Source organism: Acidiphilium sp. PA (assembly GCF_026191915.1).
Taxonomy (GTDB): domain Bacteria; phylum Pseudomonadota; class Alphaproteobacteria; order Acetobacterales; family Acetobacteraceae; genus Acidiphilium.
Genome location: NZ_JAIMBY010000014.1, coordinates 60,247 through 81,221, shown reverse-complemented (window position 1 = coordinate 81,221; position 20,975 = coordinate 60,247). Strand labels below are relative to the sequence as shown.

The 20,975-nt window shown below is 66.9% G+C and carries 15 protein-coding genes; 6 read left to right on the top strand and 9 right to left on the bottom strand.

Going from position 1 to position 20,975, the window contains the following annotated elements; genetic code table 11:
• The first annotated feature begins 22 nt into the window (after positions 1–22).
• Genes nirB through cobA form a run of 4 tightly spaced genes read left to right on the top strand, consistent with a single transcriptional unit; the run spans position 23 to position 6,186 of the window.
• Positions 23–2,467, top strand: a complete 2,445-nt coding sequence (nirB, locus tag AruPA_RS15450; protein ID WP_265637657.1) for a nitrite reductase large subunit NirB — start codon at positions 23–25, stop codon at positions 2,465–2,467.
• Positions 2,467–2,814, top strand: coding sequence for a nitrite reductase small subunit NirD (nirD, locus tag AruPA_RS15445; protein ID WP_265637656.1), 348 nt, complete (start codon positions 2,467–2,469; stop codon positions 2,812–2,814). The genes nirB and nirD overlap by 1 nt, the downstream gene beginning before the upstream one ends.
• Positions 2,811–5,423 (top strand): molybdopterin-dependent oxidoreductase, encoded by a 2,613-nt coding sequence (locus tag AruPA_RS15440; protein ID WP_265637655.1) that lies wholly within the window; start codon positions 2,811–2,813, stop codon positions 5,421–5,423. The genes nirD and AruPA_RS15440 overlap by 4 nt, the downstream gene beginning before the upstream one ends.
• The gene (gene cobA, locus AruPA_RS15435) at positions 5,401–6,186 is read left to right on the top strand and encodes a uroporphyrinogen-III C-methyltransferase (protein ID WP_265637654.1); all 786 of its coding nucleotides are present in this window, start codon (positions 5,401–5,403) and stop codon (positions 6,184–6,186) included. The genes AruPA_RS15440 and cobA overlap by 23 nt, the downstream gene beginning before the upstream one ends.
• Here cobA and AruPA_RS15430 read toward each other — a convergent pair.
• From AruPA_RS15430 to AruPA_RS15415, 4 genes are all read right to left on the bottom strand, one after another.
• Positions 6,141–6,851 (bottom strand): energy transducer TonB, encoded by a 711-nt coding sequence (locus AruPA_RS15430; protein WP_265637653.1) that lies wholly within the window; start codon positions 6,849–6,851, stop codon positions 6,141–6,143. The two genes, cobA and AruPA_RS15430, sit on opposite strands and share 46 nt — an antisense overlap.
• A gap of 17 nt (positions 6,852–6,868) precedes the next feature.
• Positions 6,869–7,279: a biopolymer transporter ExbD gene (locus AruPA_RS15425; protein WP_265637652.1), complete on the bottom strand. Its 411-nt coding sequence runs from the start codon at positions 7,277–7,279 to the stop codon at positions 6,869–6,871.
• A 4-nt stretch (positions 7,280–7,283) separates the two neighbouring features.
• The gene (locus tag AruPA_RS15420; protein WP_265637651.1) at positions 7,284–7,952 is read right to left on the bottom strand and encodes a MotA/TolQ/ExbB proton channel family protein; all 669 of its coding nucleotides are present in this window, start codon (positions 7,950–7,952) and stop codon (positions 7,284–7,286) included.
• A gap of 92 nt (positions 7,953–8,044) precedes the next feature.
• Positions 8,045–10,441, bottom strand: a complete 2,397-nt coding sequence (locus AruPA_RS15415; protein ID WP_265637650.1) for a TonB-dependent receptor — start codon at positions 10,439–10,441, stop codon at positions 8,045–8,047.
• 244 nt (positions 10,442–10,685) lie between these two features.
• Here AruPA_RS15415 and AruPA_RS15410 point away from each other — a divergent pair, with 244 nt between their 5' ends.
• Both AruPA_RS15410 and AruPA_RS15405 read left to right on the top strand, forming a co-directional pair.
• On the top strand, positions 10,686–11,738 hold the full coding sequence (locus tag AruPA_RS15410; RefSeq protein WP_265637649.1) for an aldo/keto reductase: 1,053 nt from the start codon (positions 10,686–10,688) through the stop codon (positions 11,736–11,738).
• Between the two features lie 3 nt (positions 11,739–11,741).
• A complete protein-coding gene (locus AruPA_RS15405; RefSeq protein WP_265637648.1) occupies positions 11,742–13,160 on the top strand; it encodes an MFS transporter in 1,419 nt (472 codons plus the stop codon).
• On the opposite strand, the gene AruPA_RS15400 is transcribed toward AruPA_RS15405, so the two are convergent.
• The 5 genes from AruPA_RS15400 to tsaE form a co-directional block, all read right to left on the bottom strand.
• On the bottom strand, positions 13,143–13,553 hold the full coding sequence (locus tag AruPA_RS15400) for an acyl-CoA thioesterase (protein WP_265637647.1): 411 nt from the start codon (positions 13,551–13,553) through the stop codon (positions 13,143–13,145). The genes AruPA_RS15405 and AruPA_RS15400 overlap by 18 nt on opposite strands.
• Positions 13,553–13,879 (bottom strand): thioredoxin, encoded by a 327-nt coding sequence (trxA, locus tag AruPA_RS15395; RefSeq protein ID WP_029313273.1) that lies wholly within the window; start codon positions 13,877–13,879, stop codon positions 13,553–13,555. The genes AruPA_RS15400 and trxA overlap by 1 nt, the downstream gene beginning before the upstream one ends.
• Before the next feature lie 227 nt (positions 13,880–14,106).
• Entirely contained in the window at positions 14,107–17,598 is a 3,492-nt protein-coding gene (gene addA / locus AruPA_RS15390; protein WP_265637646.1) for a double-strand break repair helicase AddA, read from the bottom strand.
• Positions 17,595–20,498 carry a double-strand break repair protein AddB gene (gene addB / locus AruPA_RS15385; protein ID WP_265637645.1) on the bottom strand — a complete coding sequence of 968 codons (2,904 nt, stop codon included), beginning with the start codon at positions 20,496–20,498 and terminating at the stop codon, positions 17,595–17,597. The genes addA and addB overlap by 4 nt, the downstream gene beginning before the upstream one ends.
• The gene (gene tsaE, locus AruPA_RS15380; protein WP_265637644.1) at positions 20,495–20,932 is read right to left on the bottom strand and encodes a tRNA (adenosine(37)-N6)-threonylcarbamoyltransferase complex ATPase subunit type 1 TsaE; all 438 of its coding nucleotides are present in this window, start codon (positions 20,930–20,932) and stop codon (positions 20,495–20,497) included. Before tsaE ends, addB begins: the two co-directional genes overlap by 4 nt.
• Positions 20,933–20,975 lie beyond the last annotated feature (43 nt).

Sequence of the window (20,975 nt, the reverse complement as noted above, 5' to 3'; positions counted from 1 at the left end):
GAACCCACAGAAAGTCTGCACCATGGATGGTTCCAACCTGCCCCGCCCGCGCCTTGTGGTCATTGGCAACGGTATGGCCGGCATGCGCACGGTCGAGGAGATTCTCGCCCTGGCCCCCGGTTATTTCGACATCACCGTGTTCGGCGGCGAAGCGCAGCCGAATTACGACCGTATCATGCTCTCGCCGCTGCTCGCCGGCGGCAAGCGTTTTGCCGACATCGTGCTCAACGACTACGATTGGTACGAGGCCAACAATATCCGCCTGATCGCGGGCGAGCATGTCGACTGGGTGGATCGCAAGAACCGCCTGGTGCGCGGCGCCAAGGGCAGCGAGGTGCCCTACGACATGCTGCTGCTGGCCACCGGTTCCAACCCGTTCGTCCTGCCGGTCCCCGGTGCCGACAAGGCGGGTGTGCTGACCTTCCGCACCGTCGCCGATGTCGAGGATATGCTGGCGGTGGTGAAACAGGGCACCAGGACCGTCGTGATCGGCGGCGGCCTGCTCGGGCTGGAAGCCGCCCATGGGCTGAATTTGCGCGGTGCCGATGTCACCGTGATCCATCTGATGCCGACGCTGATGGAGCGCCAGCTCGATGCCTCGGCCGCCCATCTGCTCGAACGCGCGCTGACCAGGCGCGGCATGACCATCCTGACCGCGACCGAAACCGCCGCGTTCGAGGGCGATCAGGCGGTCACCGCCGTCCGGCTGAAGGACGGCACGCAAATCCCGGCCGAACTCGTGGTCATGGCGGTCGGCATCCGGCCCAACGCGGGACTTGCCCGCGCGATCGGTCTCGCGTGCAACCGCGGCGTGCTGGTCGATGACTGGATGCGCACCTCCGATCCCGCGATTTTTGCGATCGGCGAATGTGTAGAGCACAACGGTCAGGTGTTCGGCCTGGTCGCACCGATCTGGGACATGGCGAAAATCGCGGCGAAAACCATGGTCGGCGCGCCGGCGCCCGGTTTCACGCCGGTCGCCAGCGTCACCCGGCTGAAGGTTTCGGGCGTCGATATGGTGTCCGCCGGCGCGTTCATGGGCGATGCGACGACCGACGACATCGTGCTGCGCGATGCGGCGCGGGGCATCTACAAGCGCCTCGTGCTGCGGGAAAACCGCATCGTCGGCATGGTCTGCATCGGCGATGCCAGCGATGCCGCCTGGCATTTCCAGCTGATGAAAGACGAAACCGATATCGAGGCGTTCCGCGACACGGTGATTTTCGGCCCGGTCAGCGACGATGCGGCCGACCCCGATGCCGCCGTGCTCGCCCTCCCCGACAGTGCGGAAATCTGCGGTTGCAACGGCGTCTGCAAGGGTACGATCACCGCGTCGATCACCGCGATGGGCCTGACCACGCTCGATGCGGTGCGCGCCAGGACCAAAGCCTCGTCATCCTGCGGTTCCTGCACCGGTCTGGTTGAGGCGCTGCTGAAATCAGCACTCGGTGCCGCCTACGCGCCGGTCGCGGTCAAGCCGATGTGCAAATGCACCACCTTGCCGCATGACGAGGTGCGCCGCCGCATCACGGGGGGTGCGCTGAAGACCATTCCCGCCGTGATGCAGGCGCTGGAATGGCAGACGCCGGATGGCTGTGCCGCATGCCGGCCGGCTTTGAATTATTATCTGATCTGCGCCTGGCCGGGCGAATACGTCGATGACGCGCAATCGCGCTTCGTCAACGAGCGCATGCATGCCAATATCCAGAAGGACGGCACCTTCTCGGTCGTGCCGCGCATGTGGGGCGGGCTGACCAATTCGCGCGAATTGCGGGCGATCGCCGATGTGGTCGATAAATATTCGATCCCCGAGGTCAAGATCACCGGCGGCCAGCGGATCGACATGCTCGGGGTCAAACGCGAGGATCTCACCGCCGTCTGGCGCGACCTCAATGCCGCCGGGCTGGTCTCCGGCCATGCCTACGGCAAGGCGCTGCGCACCGTGAAGACCTGCGTGGGCTCGGAATGGTGCCGGTTCGGCACGCAGAACTCGACCGCGATGGGGGTGGCGCTCGAGCGCATGTCCTGGGGCTCGTGGACGCCGCACAAGTTCAAGATGGCGGTCTCCGGCTGTCCGCGCAATTGTGCGGAATCGAGCATCAAGGATTTCGGCGTGATCGCGACCGACGCGGGCTGGGACCTGATGGTGGGCGGCAACGGCGGCATCAAGCTGCGCGGCACCGACATGCTCTGCAAGGTCACCACCGATGCCGAGGTCATGGAATATTGTGCCGCCTTCATGCAACTCTATCGCGAGGAGGCCCGCTACCTCGAACGCACCGCCCCCTGGATCGAGCGGGTCGGCATCGAGTATGTCCGCCAGCGCATCGTCGAGGATCACGCGGGGCGCGGCGCGCTGTGGGCACGCTTTCACCACGCGCAGCGCTTCGCGCAAATCGACCCCTGGGCCGAGCAATCCACCGCCCCCGAGCCGGCGCAATACAGCCACGTCGCGGAGCTGGTGTAATGGACGGCATGATGGCCGAAGCGGCCTTTATCGACATCGGCGGGCTCGATGACATTCCCCTGCGCGGGGCGCGCACCGTCGCCACGGCGCACGGCACCATCGCCGTATTTCGCACCGGCGACGATGCGGTGTTCGCACTGCGCGATTCCTGCCCGCATCGCGGCGGCCCGATCAGCCATGGCATCGTCCATGGCCATGGCGTCACCTGCCCGTTGCACGGCTGGGTGTTCTCGCTGGAATCGGGGGCAGCGCTCGGCGAGGATGCGCCCTGCATCGCGCGGTTCCGCACCCGGATCGAGGGGCGGCGCATCCTGCTCGACATCGCCGGGCCGATCCTCGCAGCATGAACACCACCTGCCCTTATTGCGGAGTCGGCTGCGGGCTGATCGCGGCGCCTGACGGCCTTACCGGCGATGCCGCGCATCCCGCCAATCGCGGCAGGCTCTGCGTGAAAGGTGCGACGCTCGGCCTGACGCTCGATGACCGCGACCGCCTCACGACACCGACCATCGGCGGCCGCGCCGCGACCTGGGCCGAGGCGCTCGATCAGGCAGCCGAGCGCTTCGCCGCGGCGATCGCCGGATATGGGCCGGATTCGGTGGCGTTTTATGTGTCCGGCCAGTTCCTGACCGAGGATTATTACGTCGCCAACAAGCTGATGAAAGGCTTCATCGGCAGCGGCAATATCGACACCAACTCCCGCCTCTGCATGGCAAGCCCGGTGGCTGCCCATATCCGCGCCTTCGGTGAGGACATCGTGCCCGGCGTCTATGCCGATTTCGACGAGGCCGATCTGATCGTGTTCACCGGCGCCAATGCCGCCTGGTGCCACCCGGTGCTGTTTCAGCGCGCGCTGCGCGCCCGTGAGGTGCGCGGCACCAAAATCATCGCGATCGACCCGCGCCGCAGCGCCACGGCGGAACTCGCAGATCTGCACATCCCGATCGCCCCGGGTGGCGATCTTGCGCTGTTCGCGGCCTTGCTGAGCGTCTGCGCCGAACGCGGGGCGCTCGATCCCGGCTTCATCCGCAGCCATACCAGCGGGTTCGACGCGGCGCTGCACGCCGCGCGCGGGACGGCCCACGGCATCGATGCGGCGCTGTTCAGCCAACTGGCCGCACTGGTCGCGACGACGCCGCGCATGGTCACCGCCTTCTCGCAGGGGGTCAATCAATCCGAGATCGCAACAGATACCATCAGCGCCATCCTCAACCTGCACCTCGCCACCGGACGGATCGGCAAGCCCGGTGCGACGGCGTTTTCGCTCACCGGCCAGCCGAACGCGATGGGCGGGCGCGAGGTCGGCGGGCTTGCCAACCAGCTTGCCGCGCATCTGTCGTTCGACCATCCGGCGCACCACGACCTGTTGCGGCGGTTCTGGCACGCCCCGAACCTCGCGCCCCGGCCCGGTCTGAAGGCGGTCGATCTGTTCGATGCGATGCATGACGGACGCATCCAGGCGATCTGGATCGCGGGGACCAACCCCGCCGAATCCCTGCCGCGCAGCGACCACATCCGCGCGGCGCTGCAACGCTGCCCCACCGTGATCGCCGCCGATTGCTGGCCCACCGCGACCACGGCGCGCGCGCATATCGTGCTGCCCGCCGCCGGCTGGTCGGAAAAGGATGGAACCGTTACGAACTCAGAACGGATGATCTCCCGCCAGCGCGCCTTTCGCCCCGCACCGGGCGAGGCGAAACCCGATTGGTGGATGTTCACCGAACTCGCGCGCCGCCTCGGCCATGGTGAAGCGTTCGACTACGCAGGCTCCGCCGCCATCTTTCGCGAACACGCGGCACTTTCCGGCTTTGAGAACAACGGCGCGCGCCGCTTCGATCTTGCACCGCTCGCCACGATTCCGGACGAGGATTACGACGCGCTGCGCCCGCTGCACTGGCCGATCGCGCCGGGCGACCAGCGCCTGTTCACCGACGGCGATTTCAGCACACAGGACCGCCGCGCCCGCTTCATCGCCGTCAGCGCGGCACCCCGGGCGCGCGCGGTACCTGGCGCGATTACGCTGAACACCGGCCGCCTGCGCGATCAATGGCACACCATGACGCGGACCGGGCGCATCGCCGCGCTGATGGCGCATCGCGAGGCCGCCGCGCTCGATCTGGCACCCGCCGACGCGGCGCGCCACGGCATCGAAACCGGTGATCTGGTCGAACTCACCAGCGAACACGGCAGTATCACGCTCCCCGCCCGGCTGGATGCGGCGCAGAGCGCGGGCGCTGGCTTCGCCGCGATGCACTGGACCGAGGCACAGGGCAGCGGCGGTACGATCAACCGGCTGATCGGGCCCGCGCGCGATCCGGTATCGGGCGAGCCCGCCTTCAAACACGGGGTGGCCGGGATCAGGAAAATCGATGCGGTGTGGCACGGCATCGCGCTCTGCCGCGGTGCGGCCAGCGCCCGGCTCCGGCCTGCGATCGGTGCCGTCTGGTCGCGCACGCCGCGCGCGGGCGGGCTGGTGCATCTGCGGTTCACCGGGATCGCAGCGCTGCCGCCGGACATCACCAGCCGCATGCTCGCCGCGAGCCTGCTCGACCTGCCCGAACTGATCGAGACGGTCGATTACGCGGATACCAGGCGGGGTGTGTTCCGGCTTGCCGCGCTGAACGGCAGCGCGATCCTGCTGCTGCTTCATGTCGCGCGGGATCGCGCGGCGCTGCCCACGGTCGAGGCGCTGGAGCAGCGTTTCAGCGCGGCGCCCGCCGCGCTCGATGCCGGCGCCTTGCTGATCGGACGTGGCGGCGGGTGCGGCGCACCTGCCGGGCGCATCGTCTGCGTCTGCCATCAGGTCGGTGAACCGGCCATCCGCGCCGCGATCGCCGCCGGCCGGCTCACCACCATCGAGGCGATCGGTGCCGCCACCCGGGCCGGCACCGGCTGCGGCTCCTGCGTTTCCGAACTCAAGGGATTTCTCCGCCATGAACTCGTCGCTGCCGAATAATGCCCCGCTGCTGCCGGTCATCCTCGCCGGTGCCGGCCCGGGCGATCCCGATCTGCTCACGGTCAAGGCCCATCGCGCGATCGCGACGGCAGATATCGTGCTGCATGATGCCCTGGTCGATCCGCGCATCCTGGCACTGGCCAGCGGCAGGCTGATCAATGTCGGCAAGCGCTGCGGCCATCATGCGATGAAGCAATCCGAGATCTGTGCGCTGCTGGTCCGCCACGCGCGCAGCGGCGCCCGGGTGCTGCGACTGAAAGGCGGCGATCCGATGATTTTCGGCCGCGCCAATGAGGAAATCGCCGCCCTGCGCGCGGCCGGGATGACGCTCGATATCATCCCCGGCATCACGGCGGCCACCGCGGCGGCGGCGGCGGTCGAGGCCTCGCTCACGGCGCGCGACCGGGCCCGCAGCGTCACCTTCATCACGGGTCACGCGAGCGACGGCGGCTTGCCCGCACAGGATTGGGCGGCACTCGCGCGGCTGCGCGGCACCATCGCCTTCTATATGGGCGTTCGCCATGCCGGGCAGATCGCCGATCGGCTGATTGAGGCCGGGCTCGATCCGGCGACGCCGGGGATTATTGTCACGAACGTCAGCCGCGCCGATGAGGCGCACCGCACCGCCCGGCTGATCGACCTTGCCGACGGCATCGCCGCTGACGATCTCGCATCACCTGCCCTGATCCTGATCGGCGCCGCGCTCGATGTCGCGCGTCAGCCGGCGCGCAGCTTGACCTGCAGGGTAAATGTCACAGGGTGATGCGGCATCTTGCCGGAAAACGGCGGAAACCGCGTCGCGCGCACCGCGGCCAGCGCGGCCTTGTCGATCGGCTTGGCACCCGATGACCGCAGCACCGAAACCCCGACCAGCGCACCGCTCGGCGCGATGGTGATGGATACCGTGGTCACGCCCCGCAGATGCATCATCTGCACCATCTCAGGCACGCGCAGATCGGCCTGCACCGATGAATGCACCACGGCAGCATAGCGTGCCGTCGCACTTTCCACCTCGGCAGCCGAGACCGCGGGCTGCACCGGTGGCGGCGGCGGTTGGGGCGGGGGCACGGCGATGTGCTGCACCGGCTTCATCGGGTGCGGCTTCGGGATGGGGCGGGGCGCCGGCCTGGGGATCGGTCTGGGCGGGGGCGGCGGCGGTGGTTTCGGCGGTGCGACCGGCAACGGCGGCGGAGGCAAGGGCTTGGGCGGCGGCGGCATCGGTTTGGGCGGGGGCGGCAACGGCTTGGGCTTGGGTGGCGGCGCCATCATCTGGATCTTCATGATCCGTGGCCGATGATTGGCGACCGGCCCCGGCTGGTTGGCGAAATGCACGACCGCCAGGGTGGCCGCGATTTCAACCACGAGTGCCGCGATCAGTGCCAGCCCGAACCGGTCGGGCTCCTGATAGAGCAGGGTAGGCCGGTCCACGGTGCTTGCGCCAGCCACTAGGAACCGCCAGCCGCCGGCTGTGCCGCGATGCCGATATCGGTCACACCGGCCTTACGCGCGGCATCCATCACCGTCACAAAATGCTGGAATGCGACATGTTTCGAGGCAGCAATGGTAACCTGCGTCTTGGCAGTATCGCCATCGGCCTGGAACAGCGCGGTCAGCTGCGGCGGGGTGAGGATCTTGTCCTTCACTTTCACCGTGCCGTCCTTGAGGATATTCACTGTGAATTTCGGGTGTTTCAGGTGCTGCGTCTGGCTCGAGGTCGGCAGTTGCAGCGAGACGCCGGCATCCGGGATCATCTGCAAGGTCACGATGATGAAGAACACCAGCAGAAACAGCATGACGTCGATCATCGGGATGATTTCGACCCGCGCTTTACGGGCTTCGAAATAGCGTAGTTTCATGATCTTATTCCGCTGCCGCGCGGATCGAACCGCCGGCGCGTACCATCGGCACCAGCAGGGCGCCGTCGGTCCGGTTCAGCACCATGGTCTTGATCGTCTCCAGTTGATGCAGGATCAGCCGCACCTGGTTCTGCAGCATGTTGAAGGCCGACAAGCCCAGCATCGCGATCAGAATACCGAACGCGGTGGCGACCAGCGCATCGGCGACGCCGCCGGTCACTTCGGCGGGCGCGTGGCCCGGGGTCGCCAGCACGGAGAAGGCGTGGAACATGCCGATGATCGTGCCGAACAGGCCGAGCAGCGGCGCCAGTGTGACGATGGTATCGAGAATCCACAGCCGCTGGTCGAGCCTGGGTGCGACCAGCATGATCGCCTCGTCCATCCGGTTGCCCATCGCGGTCGGATCGGCATCGGCGATGTGGTGCAGGGCGGTATCGAGCAGCACCGCCTCCGGCTGGCGGCCGGCGAAATCACGCAGCTCCGCCATGTCGTTGACCGACAACTGACCCATCCTGGCCATGCGCGTCACGATTGCGTTGCCGCGCAGGATGGCCCGGCGCAGGTACCAGACCCGGTCGAGCATCACCGCGGTTGCCATCAGGAACAGAACGGCAAGCACGTAGAGCACGCCGTCCGAATAATTGGCGAGGTGGATAATATAGGCGAGTGTCATGGTCGCTGTCTCCGGCGGTTACAGACGCGGCGCAGCCATAGACGAAGCTGCGCCGCAGTAGTGTGAAGGATCGATGACAGTTGAAAGCGGTGTTAGAAATGCATGCCGACGCTGCCATAGATGGTGAACGGTGCGCCCGGATAGGCCAGCAGATAGCCACCGTTCGCGGTGCCGAAATAGCCGCCCGATGAGATGTATTCGTATTCATTGTAACGATTATTTGTCACGTTCAGCGCGGTCAGTTTGAAATCGATCGACTTTTTGCCGGCGTAGGGCAGGGTAATCGGTGCGCTGACCTTGAAGGACAGGTTGAACGTGCCGTAGCTCGGCATCGTCTGGTGGCTGGGCGCGCCGTTCACGTTGTTGAACAGGTTCTGCGTGCCGGTGAACTGAACCCAGGCGCGCGGTTCGAGCAATGTGTTGTGGTACAGATAATCGTAATAGGCGCCGAGGTTGAAGCTTTTTTCGGGAACATAGGGAACCTTGCTGCCCGAGTAGCTGGTGCCCGGATTGGCTGCGCCCGCGCCGGTGACGTATGTCTGGTAATTGGCATCGGTGATCGAGGCATTGCCATAGACGAACAGATTGTAGAGCGGGTTGTCGTTGAAATACATGTTCACGCCTTTATAGATCGAGCTACCGCTGGCGGTGATCTCGTTCCCGTTCGCGAGCGTGTAGTTGATCGACTGTTTGGCGTAGCGCAGGTGGAAATAGCTGATACCGGCCAGGAAATGATGCAGAATGCCATCGTTCTCGACGTTGAATTTCGCACCGCCCTGGAAGTCCTGACCCAGTTCGAGATGATAAGAATTGGGATCGACTTTCTGGAACAAGCCGCCGCCGCCGCCGACCGAGGGTGTGCGCAGGGATTCGGCGTAACTGCCATACAGCGCAAGCCACGGCAGAACCTGCAGATTGGCCGATAGCGAAGGCTCGACGCCGCTGCGGCTTTCGTTCGCACCGCAACTCGCACCCTGGTCGGTCACGTTGCCCTTGGTCGAGGTGCCGGTCAGCGGGCAATGTGTCGAGAGCACCACGCCTGGCGCGAAGCCGAAATCCTGCAACGAGCCGTTGGAATAGCCGGTCTGGAAATTCACGAAGCGGACGCCCGGCGTGATGTGCAGCGCCGCGATCGGGTGGAAATCATCCTGCGCGAACAGGGCGAAATCGTCCTGGGTGAAATAGGAGGAACGGATCTTGCCGCCGATGTTCACCACACCCTTGTTGCCGCCGTCGAGCACGTTGTAGAAATTGTTGCGCGAATTATAGGTGTCGTGGATGTAATAAGCGCCGGCATCGACCGTATTCATTGCAAAGCTCTTGCTCAGCCAGAGCTTGTCGCCGAAAATATTGGTGTGCGGGCTGTTGTATTCACTGACCTGCGGACCGGGGTTATACAGGTCGTTCAGGCGCGAATGCACACGGGTGATATTTTCGTACCATGTCAGGTTATGCAGCGTGGTCGCGTCACCAAGGTCGATGTTCTCCTTGGCGAATACCAGCCACATCGCATTGGTATCGAATTTCTCGTAGGTGTTGAACGGCAGCGCGCTGTCGTAGCCCGAGGTCTGCTGGCTATACAGGGTCGAGCCCGCCACGCCCGGATTGCCGGTGATGGTGACACCCGCCTGCGGCGTGGTGGGGATCACCGGTACGCGGTAGCCGGCGCTGCGCGCGAAATAGCCGCCGAACTGAATGTTGCCGGCCGAGAACTGCTTTACGGTTTTCAGGTAGATCGAATAATTCTCGTTCGGACTCTGAAATCCATCGGCCGCGGTGCGGAAACTGTGGCCATTGCCGGCACCACCCGCGAGCACGGTGGACCAGCCATCGTAGAGCCCGGTGCGCAGGTCGAATTCGATATTCTTCTGGCCATAGCTGCCATAGGTGAGATTGACATCGCCACCCGGTTTCGCGGTCGGCTGCACGGGCGTGTACTCCACCCCGCCGCCGATATTGTTGTACCAGCGATCGACCGGGTTGCCCGGCCCATAGGTGACCTGCGTGCTCTGGATCATCCCGGTCTGCGGAATGGTGTTGGATTGCCACAAATTGGTCGACGGATCGACCACGGGAATCCCATCGAGCGTCACGCCGATCGAACCGGTGCCGGTAAACCCGCCATAGCCGCCCCAGCCTTGCTGCACGCCATCGAGGGTGATGGTGTATTTCGCCGAGCCCGTGTTGCCATAGCCGGTCACGGTCACGCCCGGCGAATACGACAGGATCTGCGCCGCCCCGGCGACCGGGCCGGCCGCATCCATGATCTTGCGATCGAGCACGCGGGTCGTGGTGCCGGATTTGAAGAGTTTCTTGTGCGTCGGTGCGGTCGTGGCACCCGGCACATATGCGGCGCCGTTCGCACTCACGGTGCCGGCATTGACCGCCTGCGCCCATGCCGAAATTGGCGCCAGTGCCGTGCCCGACAGCAGCACCACGGCGAAAGCCGTGCGTTTTCCATGATGTTTCGCGTGCGCATGATGTGCCACGTCGTTCTCCTTTGATGTGCTGAAACCGCCTGTTACGGATCGTATCTTGCGGCGCTCAAACCAGATGAACGGAACGCAAGCAATCCGTTTTTGCGAGTCCCGCGCCTTGTTTCACGGAACCTTCAAAAAACTGTCCCGTAATTGTCATCTTCCGGCAATCCGATGAACGTCGCCGACCTTGCGACCCGCGCGCCGCACCCCGACATAGTCTGCCACACGCCACCACACGCCTCGGGGAGAGACGATGCAATACCGCCAACTCGGCCGTTCAGGACTGAAAATTTCCACGCTTACGCTCGGCACCATGACCATGGGCGGCAAGGGCGCTTTCGAAAAAGTCGGCAATGTCGGCCTCGCGGAAGCCAAGCGCCAGATCGATCTCTGCCTCGATGCCGGCGTCAACCTGATCGACACGGCCGATATCTATTCCACCGGCGGTTCCGAGGAAATCATCGGCGAGGCGCTGGGCGGGGTGCGCAAATCCGGCGTGATGCTCGCGACCAAACTGCGCTTCCCGATGGGCAAGGGCCCGAACGATGCCGGGCTGTCGCGCCACCACATCATCGAAGCCTGCAACGCCAGCCTCAGGCGTCTCCGCACCGACCATATCGATCTCTATCAGGTCCATGAATGGGACGGCATCACCCCGCTCGATGAGACGATCGAGGCGCTGAACACGCTGATCAGCCACGGCAAGGTGCGCTACATCGGCTGCTCCAATTATTCCGCCTGGCATATCATGAAGGCACTCGGCATCAGCGACGCGACGCACCGCCAGCGTTTCGTCAGCCAGCAGATCCACTACACGCTGGAGGCCCGCGAGGCGGAGAATGAATTGCTGCCGCTCGCGCACGACCAGGGGCTTGGCGTGCTGGTCTGGAGCCCGCTCGCGGGTGGCCTGCTTTCGGGCAAGCACCGCCGCGACCGGAAAACCCCCGAAGGCACCCGCCAGCTCGCCGGCTGGAGCGAACCACCCATCAACAATGAAGCCAGGCTGTGGGATATTATCGACGTGCTCGTGAAAATCGCCGATGCCCGCGGCGTCAGCGGTGCGCAGATCGCGCTCGCCTGGCTGCTCGGCCGCCCGACCATCACCTCGGTCATCATCGGTGCCCGCAACGAAGCACAGCTTGCCGATAACCTGAAAGCGGCATCGCTCGAACTCACCGGCGAGGAACGTGCGGCACTCGACCGGGTCAGCCTGTCACCGCTGCAATACCCCTACTGGCACCAGGCGAAGACCGCGAAGGACCGCCTCGGCGCCGCCGATCTGCTGCTGCTCGGCCCGCATCTCTGAACCATGGCGGCGACGGTTGAAACCGATGTGCCGGCCCGGCTCGACCGTCTGCCCTGGGCGCGGTTTCACTGGCTGGTGGTCTGCGCCCTGGGCGTCACCTGGATTCTCGATGGGCTCGAGGTCACCATGGTCGGCTCGCTGTCCGGTGCGATCGCCAAATCGCCGTCGATGCACCTGTCGAGCGCCGATGTCGGCGCGCTCGGCAGCGCCTATGTCGCCGGCGCCGTGCTGGGCGCGCTGTTCTTCGGCTGGCTGACCGATCGGCTCGGCCGCAAAAAACTGTTCACCATCACTTTGCTGGTCTATCTGACGGCCACGATCGCTTCAGGCCTGTCCTGGAGTTTCACGTCCCTGCTGGTGTTTCGCTTCATCACCGGCACCGGCATCGGCGGCGAGTATGCCGCGATCAACGCGACGATCCAGGAACTCATCCCCGCCCGCATGCGCGGCTTCACCGATCTGGTGATCAACGGCAGCTATTGGATCGGCGCGGCGCTCGGTGCGATCGGCGCGCTCGCGGCCCTCGACCCCGCGATCATTCCGCTCGCCTATGGCTGGCGCGCCGGCTTCATCATCGGCGGGCTGATCGCGGGCATCGCCTTGCTGCTGCGCCGCTTCATTCCCGAAAGTCCGCGCTGGCTGATGACGCATGGCCGCCCCGATGAAGCCGCCGCCATCGTCACCGGCATCGAAACCCGCATCGGCATCGCCATGCCCGCGCATCAGTTGAAAACGATCCGATTACGTACCGATGTCAAGTCCTGGTTCTTGCCCGGCCTGCGCGCCCTGTTCACGCGCTACCGGCGGCGCGCGGTGCTCGGCATCACGCTGATGTCCGCCCAGGCGTTCTGCTACAACGCGATTTTCTTCACCTACGCGCTGGTGCTGACCAAATTCTACCAGGTTCCGAGTGGTCGCATCGGTCTTTACATCCTGCCCTTCGCGCTCGGTAATTTCGCGGGCCCGCTGCTGCTCGGCCGCCTGTTCGACACGCTGGGCCGCCGCATCATGATCACCGCGACCTATGGTATTTCCGGCATACTGATGGCGATCACCGGCGCGCTGTTCGCCCATGACGCTCTGTCCGCCGCGAGCCAGACCGCCGCCTGGACCGTGATTTTCTTCTTCGCCTCGGCGGCGGCAAGCTCCGCCTATCTGACGGTCAGTGAAAGCTTTCCGCTTGAAATCCGCGCCATCGCGATCGCGCTGTTCTATGCCTTCGGCACCGCGCTCGGCGGCATCATCGGACCCATCCTGTTCGGCGCGCTGATCGGCAGCGGCAACCGTGGCAACGTGATGGATGGCTATCTGCTCGGCGGCGGGCTGATGCTGATCGCCGCCGTCACCGAGGCCCTGATCGGCCCCGATTCCGCCGGCAAATCACTCGAAGATATCGCCCAGCCGCTATCGGAGATGGTCTGACGCCACCGCGATCGGCCGTGGCCGTCCCTCGCTGTCGATCGCAACGAAGGTGAACACGGCCTTGGTCACCCGCCGCTCGCTTTCCGAGTCGCGCGCGCGCCGCCACGCCTCGACATTCACCTTGATCGAGGTCCGCCCGACTGAAACGAGATCGGCATAGACACTCACCTCATCGCCGATTTTCACCGGCCGGATGAAGCTCATCGCATCGACCGCGACGGTCGCAATCCGCCCGTGCGCGATGCGCCCGGCCAGATTGCTGCCGCCCAGATCCATCTGCGCCATCAGCCATCCGCCGAAAATATCGCCATTCGCATTGGCGTCGGCGGGCATGGCGATAGCGCGGATCATCGGATGCGTCGGTGGCGGCGCCTCCGGATCCTCAGACGGCATCAGAGATTTTTGTCGATGAAGGCTTTCAGCACGCTTTTCGGCGCCGCACCGACATGCGTGGCGGCGGCCTTGCCGTCCTTGAACAGAATCAGGGTCGGAATCCCGCGCACGCCGAATTTGGTCGGCGTCATCGGGTTTTCATCGATGTTCACCTTCGCGATCGACAGCTTGCCGGCATACTCGCCGCCAAGCTCCTCGAGCGCGGGCGCGATCACCCGGCACGGGCCACACCACTCGGCCCAGAAATCGACCAGCACGGGCTCTTTCGATTCCAGCACCGAAATGGAAAATTCGGCATCGGAAACAGGTTTTGTCACAGCGCTCATGAGCGGAACTCCTTTATATCTCGCGAAATAATGGCGCGGATCATGCGTCAGGGCAATTGGTCGCGGGGCTGGGATGCGCGAAGGGAGGGGGAAGAGTCTTCTTTTTTGTGAACAAAAAAGAAGCAAAAAAACTTCACTCATCGGGGCCCGTGCCCGTGAAACCGCCCGTGCCCTAGTGTCAAAAAGTTTTTTGCTTCTTTTTTCCAAAAAAGAAGCGCTTGCTAACCCTACGTCTCTACCGCACCCGCACCACCCCCCGATCCCTGCTGTCGCCGCGGCGCATGCCTTGCCAGCACAGACTCGGGCACCGGCATCACCGTGCCGTTCGCGGTCCACACCAGCATCGCCTGCACCGCCCGGCCTGGATAGATCGCGCCCAGCACCGCCGCGTAGGCCGCGAGCTGTGCCAGGTAGGGCAGGGGGATTGCGGCGGCATCGGCCGGTGGTTGCCGGTCGGTCTTGAAATCGGCCAGCATGATCCGGTCCGGCAGCACGACCAGCCGATCGATCAACCCGCCGATCTCGACGCCCTGCACGACGCCCGCCACCGGCGCCTCGGCACGGCTGCCCGGCCCGAACAGGCTGGCGAGCGCGGGGTGGTCGAGCACCTGCATCACGGCATCCACCACGTTGTGCTGCGCGTCCCGATCCAGCCCATGCCCGGCCTGCGCCACATAGGCAGCCGCCCGGTCGCGCCGATCGGTGGCCGGCACGGCGGGCAGATGCTGCAACAGCGCATGGATCAGCCGGCCGCGCGCCATGGCCGCCGCACGCCCGGCCGCCCGCGCGCCCGCGCGCGGCGAGGCGGCGGCGAGCCCGCGCGCCTCACCTTCCGCGCTGCGACTCGGCACCAGCCGATCCACAAGATCGGGCGGTTCCGGCGGGGCCGCGGCGCGCCAGCCGGTTTCGGGCCCGATCCAGCCGGGCAGGGCCGCCATCCGCGCCGCGACGTGCCGCCCGATGCGGTCCGGCGCCGCCGTCTGCGCGCAGGAGACCCCCATCGCCTGCGCCGCCCAGGGCAGGGCGACATCCTGCTCCGCCACGCCGTCCATCTGCCCGATCGCCACACGCACCGCCTCGTACCAGCAGGTCTCGAGCAGCGCTTTTTTCGGCGCCGCGCCGCACACCACCAGATGATCTTCGGCCCGCGTCAGGGCGACATAGAGCAGCCGGTTGTATTCCTCGATCATCAGACGCCCGGCCGCGGCCACTGCAGCGGCCACCGCGCTGCTGCGCAGATCGGCGCGCGGGCAGAACACCGGCACCAGCACCTCGCTCTGCGGCACGGTCAGCCAGTACAAAGTCTCGCGCTGCTGCGGCACGCTGGTGGTATCGGGCAAAATTACCAGCGGTGCCTGCAGGCCCTTGGCGCCATGCACCGTCATCAAGCGCACCCGGTCACCCGCCGCCTCCGCCTCGCGCTTGATCTCGGCGGCGGACGCCTCGAGTGCCGCCAGAAACCCCTGCAGGCTTGGGGCCTCGCGCTGGCCATAGTCCAGCGCGGTCGCCAGCAATTCATCGATCGGCTCGGCCGCTTCCGGCCCCAGCCGCGCCAGCAGCCGCGCCCGGCCGCCCAGCGCGCCGAGCACTTCGGCGAACAGCCGGTAGGGCGAGACGAAATCGGCCCGCGCCTGCACCGCCGCGAAAAAATCCCGCGCCGCCCGATACGCCGGTGTTTCATCCGCCCGCGCGAACAGCGCATCGCGCAGCGTGCCGCTCCGCCCGATCGCCAGCGCCATCAATTCATCATCGCTCAATCCGCCGAGCGGGCTCGCCAGCACGGTCGCCACCGCGACGTCATCCTCCGGCAGCAGCACCGCCTGCGCGAGCGCGACCAGATCGGCCACCGCCCGTGTTTCGGTCAAAACCATGCGGTCGAGCCCCGCCACCGGCACGCCGGCATCCTTCAGCGCGCGCGTCAATGCCGGGCCGAACTCGTTGCGGCTGCGCACCAGGATCAAGATATCGCCCGCCTGCAGGGTGCGCCCGCGCGATTCCAGTTTCATCACATCGATATTCGCGGCAATCCAGCCCGCCAGCCCTTCGGCGAGGCGCCGCCGCGCGGAATCCTGCCGTGCATACCGCTCGGCCGGTGCCCAGGCGGGCAGATCCGCCTCGGGATCGGGGTCGGCCAGCGGCCACAGCGCCACGGAACCCGCCTGACCCGCCCGGCTCACCCCATGGACCAAAGCCTCGCCCGACAGCACCACCCCGGCGCGCGCCACCCCTTCGAACACACGATCGACCAGCGCCAGCACCGGGGCTGACGAGCGGAACGAGGTTGCCAGCGTCCCCTCGTGCCAGCGCGCCGCCGCCGCCCGCACCCGGCCGCCGATGCCCGTCCGCCAGGCGTCGAAACTCGCGAGATCGGCTCCCTGGAAAGAGTAGATCGATTGTTTCCGATCGCCGACCGCGAAAATCGTCCGCCTGACATCGGCCTTCGCGCCGTCGCCCGCGAAAAACTCGCGCGCGATCGCATCGATCACGCCCCATTGCGAGGGTGCGATATCCTGCACCTCATCGAGCAGGATATGATCGATCCCGCCATCCAGCTTGAACAGCACCCAGGCCGCACCGGGGTCGAACAGCAGCCGGGCGGCCAGCGCGATCAGATCGCCGTAATCGAACCGGGACTCGCGCAGCTTGCCGGCGCTGGCCACCGCGTGGATCGGCAGCACCACCTCGGTCAGTGCGGCGGACAGCGCCGCCACCTCCTTCGCCGCGAACCGATCGAGGCAGCGCAAAATCCGCGCCTGCTCCGCCGCCAGCACACCGGCCAGTTCGGGTGCCGCCTGGTCGAGCGTTTTGCTGATCAGCCCGGATGGTTTGCGCGGCTCGCCCTTGCCGGTCAGAAATCCGTCGAGCCAGGATGACCAGCCCGCCAGCCGGCTCGCCGGGTCGCACGCCAGCCAGTCGAGCAGCAGAAGCGCCTTGTTGCGCGCCGCCGGTGAGCTTTGCCGCGAAATCCGATCGAGGGCGGGGCGCAGCGCCGCCTCATCGGGCCGGACCGCCTCGTCCCATAATTGCGCATCGCTCGCATCCGGTGCCGCGACCGCGGCGCGCTGCATCGCCATGATCGCACCCGCCTCGCCATGCCGATCGAGCAATCGCGCCAGATGCGCCTGCGAATCCGCCAGCAGCCGGTCGACCAGCGCGCCGAACTGCACCTCGGAAATCTCGCCCGCGAGTCGTTGCAGGGCGGGATAGGGCTCATCCACCCGCCCGCTCAGCCAATCCTCGCGCGCCGCCCGCTTGCGCAGCGCCGATTCCGCCTCATCCGCGACGATGAAATGCGGCGAAACCCCCGCTTCGAGCGGAAACCGCCGCAACAGCGACTGGCAGAAGGCATGGATCGTGTCGATCCGCATGCCGCCCGGCAGATCGAGCACCTGGCCGAACAGCGCCCGTGCCCGCGCCCGCACCGCGGCACGCGCCATCACATCGAGCGAGGCAAGGTCCGCATCGAGCGCCGCCTCGCTCGCGATCGCCCACCGCCCCAGCCGGTCGCGCAGGCGGATCGCCATTTCCGCCGCCGCCGCGCGGGTGAAGGTCAGGCACAGGATCCGCGCCGGCGGCGCGCCGGCGAGCATCAGCCGCAGCAGCCGGTCGGTCAGCAGCTTGGTCTTGCCCGACCCCGCCGATGCGCCGACGAAGGCGGACACAGCGGGGTCGGACGCAGCCCTTTGCGCGGCCTCGGCCCCGAGACTTGCGCCGCTCATGCGCTGTCCTCCCATTCGGCGCGCCGGGATACGCCGGCGAAGGGGCTGTCGAACGTCGTTCGCGCCGGGCTCGGCCGGTCGAAAAACGGTGTGGCCGGATCGGCATAATGCGCGAGCAGCGCCGGAATTGCGGTGCGTGCCGTCTCGATCACCGCACGCACCCGCGCCGCATCGCCCTTCAGCAAGGCCCGTGTCTGCCCCTCGGTCGCGCCGCCGGAGAGTTTCCAATAGGCGAGTTCGTCAACCAGGCCGGCGAACCCGGCAAACCCGCCGGCCTCGGCGATCACCGCCTCGATCGGCAGTTGCGGGGCCGATCCCGCCTCGACCGCGCCATCGTTCGGTGGTGATCCGGTCTTGAAATCAATGATCTGCAAGGCCGTGCCGCGCCGCTCGATCCGGTCGATCCGCCCCTTCACGGTAAATCCGCCGCATAGCCACGCGCCCGGCAATTCCACCGCAACCGCATCCGCCACGCCGGACTCGCCGATCCGCGCGCGCTCGATGTCCACGATCCATTCCGCGATCCGCGCGAGCCGCACCCGCCAGAACGCCGTCAATGCCCGCCGCAGCCGTTGCCCCGCGAGTTCGCGCTCGAACGCCGTGGTCAGGCGGGCCGGCGCCGTCTCGTCCAGCGCCCAATCCGGCCGGCTCGACACCGCCGCCAGCCCGTTGTGCACGAGCGTGCCGAACAGCGCCGCATCGGTCTCGGCATCCAGCCGCTCGAGTGGGCGCAGCCGCATGATCCGCCGCGCATGGATCGCATAGGGGTCGGCCAGCAGCGTCGTGATATCGGAAATCGAATACGTCACCGGCCGCACCGATGCCGGCGGCCGCGGCGCCGGTTTCGGCCGCACCGCGCGCACCGCCGGCTGGTCGAGCTGCGCCGCCCACGCCGCGGCGGGATGCGCCTCGAGCGCAAGCCCCGCCCCGAGCAGCACCAGGTCGAGCCTGGCCAGAAACCGCGAAGGCACCGCCGGCGCACGGCCGCGCCGGCGGGGTGCGGATAGAATGACCGTGCCGCAGCTCGCCATCAAACTGGTCACGTCATGCGCCGCCTCGCCGATCAATGCCGCATCATCAGGCAGTTGCGCAGCACGGCGCATGGGCCGCGACAGCCACGGCCCGGGATCGGGCTCGGCCGGAAACACGCCTTCCACCATGCCGCCCAGCACCAGCGTATCGACACTCTGCAACCGCGCCTCCATGATGCCCCAGATCGCGACGCGCGGATTGGCGTCCCGCGCGCGGGGCCGGCGCAGCCGCGCGGTGCCCAGCACCGCCTCGAGCAGGGCGGCCAACTCGCGCGGATCGACCGGCTCCAGCCCCTCCAGCGCCGCCAGCTGCACCGCCAGATGCTCGGACAGCGCGGCCCCGGCCTCGGCATCCCATAGGACGCAGCGCCCGGTCTCATCCGTGGTGATCGCTTCGGCCGCTTCGATCAACCCGCCGATCACCGTCGCCGGCTCGATGGCGAGCGGCGCGCAGGCCGTTATCAGCGGCTCGAGTCTTGTCTGAAAAGAGCTTATGAAACCACTGATTTCACGATTTTTATCGCCATCAAGCGCGCGCAGCAGCGCCGCGAACCCCGGCCCGGGTGCGGCGGCCCGCAGCCATAGATCCAGCTGCCGCGCGAGGCGCCGGCATGCCTGTTTGTCCCGGCCGGCAAAGACCAGCGGATGTTTCAGCAGCGCGAGCAACGCGACCGGCGCGTAATCCCGGTCCTGCGCTGCGGCCAGCAGCCGCAGCAGCACCGCCGGCGGCGTGCCGGCCAGCATTTCTCCCGCGCTATCCTCGGCACGGATGCCGAGGCGCAGCAATTCCGCAGAGACCAGCTGCGCCAACCCCCGGTCCGGCGTTACCAGCGCGGCGACGCGTCCCGGTGTTTCCAGCGCATCGCGCAGCGCGAGCGCGATCGCCCGCGCCTCGTCCTGCTCATCGCCGGCATCCAGGCGGAACAAACCCTCGGTCGAAATCCCTGCCGATGCCGCATCATCCGGCATCGCCGCGCGGAGAAACGCGCGCCGCAACAGAGCAACGCGGCCCGCCCGCGCACCGGTATCCGCCGCGATCAACGGCACCAGCTCATCGCGCTGCACCCCCATCGCGGTCAGCAACCGGAACAATCCTGCCTGCGGATGCGTCGGCACATCGGCGAGATGCGCCCAATCGTCCGCCGGCATGGCGGCATCGAACCCGGCCAGCACTACTTTGCCCGCCGCGAGTCCGGCGACCACCCGCGCCAACCGCGCGACCGCCGGCGTCGCCACCGCCAGCCCGGCCAGCCATACCGGCATCACCGGCGGTGCCGCCAGCCAGAAATCCGCCTGCGCATCGATCAGCAGCCGCAACCGCCGCGCCGGGTCCACCGCGCCGCGATCCGCCAGCACATCGGGCCACAACCGGGTCACGATGCTCAGAAAATCCAGAATCCGCTGCCAATGCACCGCAAGGTCGGGCGCCACGATCCCCGGCAGGGTCTCCGCCAGATCGATCTCGGCCTGCGCCGCCGCATCGATCAGCACGGCCAGATCATCCGCCAGCATCAACGCCTCGGCCAGCCGCCGCGGTGCGCCGTCACGCCCACCCATGCCCAGGATCAAGCGCGCCAATATCGTGCGCCGCTCCTCGGCCGGAATCGCAGGCGGCAGTTCCAACCCCGCCTCGATCCCCAGCGCCGCCTCGTCCGCCGCGCCGATCGCGGCAATCCGCGGCATGATCAGCGGGCCGCCATTCGCCTCCAGAAATGCCGAAGCCGCCGCCCGCGCGGCACGCCGGGTCGGCAAAATCAGCAACCCATCGGCCGCATCGCGCCCCGCCGCCCGCGCCGCATCCAGCCAGGCCCGCGCCAGCGCGGGCAGAAACGGCACCGAGGCCGGCACGTAGGCAACCGATGGCATCATCCGATCAACCGCTCCGGTCCCTCGATCGTCACATCCCGCCGCTCGCCCTCGCCCCACGCCAGCGCGATCCGCACGGCATCCGCCGGGGCCAACACGCCCAACCGGTCCGGCCATTCGATCAGCACGATCCCGGCCAGCGCCGCCTCCAACCCCAGTTCCTCGACATCGTCGGGCCCGCCCAGCCGCCATAGATCGAAATGCGCCACCGGCGGCGCCAGATCATAAACCTGCACCAGCGTAAAACTCGGGCTCGGCACCGCAAGCGCCCCATCGCCCGCCCGCGCGCGAATGAACGCCCGCGCCAGGGTCGATTTTCCCGCACCCAGCGGCCCGCTCAGCAAAAACGCATCCCCCGCCACCGCGCGCGCGGCCAGATCCCGCGCCAGCGCCACGGTTGCCATCTCGGACTCAAGCACCATCCTGCGAATCGCCATGCCCCGATCCTGCGCCAACCGCCCCCTATCGCAAAATCATTGC

Excerpts from the sequence above, each read along its gene's own strand:
- tsaE (WP_265637644.1), bottom strand. The coding sequence starts at position 20,932 with ATGGCGATTCGCAGGATGGTGCTTGAGTCCGAGATGGCAACCGTGGCG.
- AruPA_RS15420 (WP_265637651.1), bottom strand. The coding sequence starts at position 7,952 with ATGACACTCGCCTATATTATCCACCTCGCCAATTATTCGGACGGCGTG.
- addB (WP_265637645.1), bottom strand. The coding sequence starts at position 20,498 with ATGATGCCATCGGTTGCCTACGTGCCGGCCTCGGTGCCGTTTCTGCCC.
- AruPA_RS15410 (WP_265637649.1), top strand. The coding sequence starts at position 10,686 with ATGCAATACCGCCAACTCGGCCGTTCAGGACTGAAAATTTCCACGCTT.
- addA (WP_265637646.1), bottom strand. The coding sequence starts at position 17,598 with ATGAGCGGCGCAAGTCTCGGGGCCGAGGCCGCGCAAAGGGCTGCGTCC.
- nirB (WP_265637657.1), top strand. The coding sequence starts at position 23 with ATGGATGGTTCCAACCTGCCCCGCCCGCGCCTTGTGGTCATTGGCAAC.
- AruPA_RS15425 (WP_265637652.1), bottom strand. The coding sequence starts at position 7,279 with ATGAAACTACGCTATTTCGAAGCCCGTAAAGCGCGGGTCGAAATCATC.
- AruPA_RS15400 (WP_265637647.1), bottom strand. The coding sequence starts at position 13,553 with ATGCCGTCTGAGGATCCGGAGGCGCCGCCACCGACGCATCCGATGATC.
- cobA (WP_265637654.1), top strand. The coding sequence starts at position 5,401 with ATGAACTCGTCGCTGCCGAATAATGCCCCGCTGCTGCCGGTCATCCTC.
- AruPA_RS15440 (WP_265637655.1), top strand. The coding sequence starts at position 2,811 with ATGAACACCACCTGCCCTTATTGCGGAGTCGGCTGCGGGCTGATCGCG.
- AruPA_RS15405 (WP_265637648.1), top strand. The coding sequence starts at position 11,742 with ATGGCGGCGACGGTTGAAACCGATGTGCCGGCCCGGCTCGACCGTCTG.
- trxA (WP_029313273.1), bottom strand. The coding sequence starts at position 13,879 with ATGAGCGCTGTGACAAAACCTGTTTCCGATGCCGAATTTTCCATTTCG.
- nirD (WP_265637656.1), top strand. The coding sequence starts at position 2,467 with ATGGACGGCATGATGGCCGAAGCGGCCTTTATCGACATCGGCGGGCTC.